This window comes from Candidatus Accumulibacter contiguus, from assembly GCF_012940005.1.
Taxonomy (GTDB): Bacteria; Pseudomonadota; Gammaproteobacteria; order Burkholderiales; family Rhodocyclaceae; genus Accumulibacter; species Accumulibacter contiguus.
On record NZ_SPMX01000143.1, the window covers coordinates 1 to 2,719 of the forward strand.

Consider the following 2,719-nt stretch of genomic DNA (forward strand, 5'->3'; position numbering starts at 1 on the left):
GTCCCCGGCAAAGCAAGGCGACGAACCTCCTCCTGCGCTTGCGCACCTACACCGACGATGTCTGGCGCTTTGCCACGGATCCCGGCGTTCCGTTCACCAACAACCTGGCCGAGCAAGCCGTGCGCATGTCCAAGGTCAAACAGAAAGTCTCCGGCGGCTTCCGGACCAAGAAGGGGGCCGATGCCTACTGCATCATTCACTCGTATCTCGCAACCATGCACAAGCAGGGCGCCAATCTCTTCCACGCCCTGATCCTCACTTTCCAGGGCCAGCCCCCTCAGCCTCGCCTCGCTTGAGCTTCGGCGTGGTCGCCCTGAGTAGTTACCAAGACTCTTGCGTTTCACAATGATCTCCTCAGAGAAAAATGCGGCGCATCAGGGCGGCTCCGCAGCGCCCAACTTTCTATTGGGCATGGATGCATGATTGCAAGACTTGACCGTTCGCAGTAACAGCAGCAAGTCTAGCGGGTTTAAGTCCCGTCTGGGGAGTTGTCCGTACGCCCCGGTAGCATGAGGAAGCGGCGCCGTGGCGACACGGGGTCGTGAGTTTCCAACAGCAAGAGAGCAGGCCGTAACGCAAGTGAACCTATGAGTAGCCTCGTAAATTATGTGGAGGAGCCGACCCTGTGGTCAGAAGGGGAAGGCCGTTGGATGGGCGCTGGAATAACGGAAGTGGCGTCAATCGACTCCCGGGGTAGCAGGGATGGCATGTTCTTGAAGACTTACTGCCCAGTGCTGGAGGCCCGTCTGCGGAGGTGGGGAGACCACCGACTGCTGCGTATAAGGCAACGAAAGCGCAGCGGCTGCAGGCGGGAGTCGGAGGGGTTCATAGTACCGTCTGAGTTCGTGGGACAACATAACCCCGGACGAGGGAAGGGACCCTACTTTGTTCGTGCAACCGAAGAGCGGAGGATCGAGGGATTGCCATGTCGCTAACCACCCCGGACACGATCAGGACGCTACAGAGGAAGCTGTATGCCAAGGCCAAGCAAGAACCAGCCTATCGCTTTTACGCGCTTTACGACAAGCTCTACCGGGAAGACATCCTCAGTCATGCCTGGCGGCTTGTCCGGTCGAACCGAGGCAGTCCCGGTATGGATGGGATCAGCTTCGAGGCCATCGAGAGCGGAATCGGGGTAGAGACGTTTCTGCGGGACCTGGCCCGTGATCTGAAAGACAAGACCTACCGCGCCCAGCCGGTAAGGCGCGTCATGATTCCCAAAGCGGATGGCAGTCAGCGCCCGCTTGGGATACCGACGCTCCGCGATCGGGTCGCACAAATGGCGGTGAAACTCATCATCGAACCGATCTTTGAAGCCGACTTCTGTGAGCACTCGTACGGATTCCGGCCCAGGAGGTCGGCCCACGATGCCGTGGATGACATCGCCCACACGTTATGGGCCGGCTACACTCAAGTCATAGACGCCGATCTATCAAAGTACTTCGATAGCATTCCGCATGCCAAGCTACTGGCCGTGGTGGCCGAGCGTGTTGTCGATGGGGGGGATTCTGCACCTCATCAAGCAATGGCTCAAAGCCCCGGTCATCGGCGAAGACGACAACGGAGTGAAGAAGACCGTAGGTGGTGGAAAAGCCAATCGCAAAGGCACGCCGCAGGGCGGCGTGATCTCCCCGCTCTTGGCCAACTGCTACCTGCATATTCTCGACCGAATATGGCAACGGCAGCACCTGAAGGGCAAGCTATCCGCACATCTCGTGCGTTACGCGGACGACTTTGTCATCCTGTGCCGAAAAGAGGTAGAGGAACCGCTGAAAGTGGTGCGTCATGTCCTGGACCGTCTGGACCTCAGCCTCAACGAGACGAAGACCCACATCGTGGACGCCACCCAAGCAAGCTTCAACTTCCTGGGTTTCACGATTCAGATGAGTCGAGGGGCCAAGACTGGAAAACCGTACCCGAATGTCCGGCCAGCAGACAAATCGCTGAAGAAAATCAAGGCGAGGCTGACGGAACTCACGGGCCGGAAACTGACCCCCATCCCCTTGAGAGATATCGTGGGAAACGTCAACCGCAGCCTGCGAGGCTGGGCAAACTACTTCCACTATCGAAACTCAAGTCTGGCGATGAGCAAAGTCAGATACCACGCGGAAGACCGGTTGCGAACCCATTTGATGAAGCGTCATCAGGTGAAGGACCGAGGAACTGGTTTCCGCCGGTTTCCAAGTGCTCATCTCTACGGGCGCTACGGGCTATACAAAGTTCCTACGAAGGCGGGCTGGAACTCGGCGCATGCCGTGGCGTGAAGAGCATCGGAAAGCCGTGTGCGGGAAAATCGCATGCACGGTTTGATGAGGGAGGGCAGGCGAAAGCCTGTCCTCTACTCTACCCAAGCTTTTTTGACCCCAAGCTTTTCCCTCCGTGTCAATATGGCCTGAGACACCTACCCCTCACGAATTAGAGTAGAAAGGTAGGACTGAATCATGGCCAATACGAAAGAAGACACGATGAGCACACCCAACGCCTTGGCGCTGGAGGACCCGTTGGAAGGAGCCCGAAGGGCGACTGGAAACGGGTCCTCCAGCGCGCCGCCGCCGAACCCGGAAGTCGCGGCTACGGCGAAACGGCGCCAGTTTTCCAGTAGCGAGAAGCAGCGCATCCTGGCCGAGGCCGACGGCTGCACGGAAGCCGGTGAGATTGGCGCGCTGCTGCGTCGTGAAGGTATTTATTCCTCGCACTTGAACACCTGGCGCAAGCAGCG

The 2,719-nt window shown here is 58.4% G+C and carries 4 protein-coding genes and 1 pseudogene; 4 read left to right on the forward strand and 1 reads right to left on the reverse strand.

Features of this window, described 5'->3' with window-relative positions:
• On the forward strand, positions 1-296 hold a 296-nt coding region (locus tag E4Q08_RS23675), incomplete at its 5' end, for an IS66 family transposase (RefSeq protein ID WP_169072212.1).
• A gap of 662 nt (positions 297-958) precedes the next feature.
• Here E4Q08_RS23675 and E4Q08_RS25920 read toward each other — a convergent pair.
• Positions 959-1,333 carry a hypothetical protein gene (locus E4Q08_RS25920; protein WP_308240217.1) on the reverse strand — a complete coding sequence of 125 codons (375 nt, stop codon included), beginning with the start codon at positions 1,331-1,333 and terminating at the stop codon, positions 959-961.
• Here E4Q08_RS25920 and E4Q08_RS25360 point away from each other — a divergent pair.
• From E4Q08_RS25360 to E4Q08_RS23685, 3 genes and pseudogenes are all read left to right on the forward strand, one after another.
• Positions 1,250-1,438 (forward strand): annotated as a pseudogene (locus E4Q08_RS25360) (group II intron reverse transcriptase/maturase); the annotation flags it as partial. The gene E4Q08_RS25920 and the pseudogene E4Q08_RS25360 sit on opposite strands and share 84 nt — an antisense overlap.
• A 19-nt stretch (positions 1,439-1,457) precedes the next feature.
• Complete coding sequence (locus E4Q08_RS25365; RefSeq protein WP_252396619.1) at positions 1,458-2,264, forward strand: reverse transcriptase domain-containing protein; 807 nt, start codon at positions 1,458-1,460, stop codon at positions 2,262-2,264.
• A 177-nt stretch (positions 2,265-2,441) separates the two neighbouring features.
• On the forward strand, positions 2,442-2,719 hold a 278-nt coding region (locus E4Q08_RS23685), incomplete at its 3' end, for a transposase (RefSeq protein ID WP_505438054.1).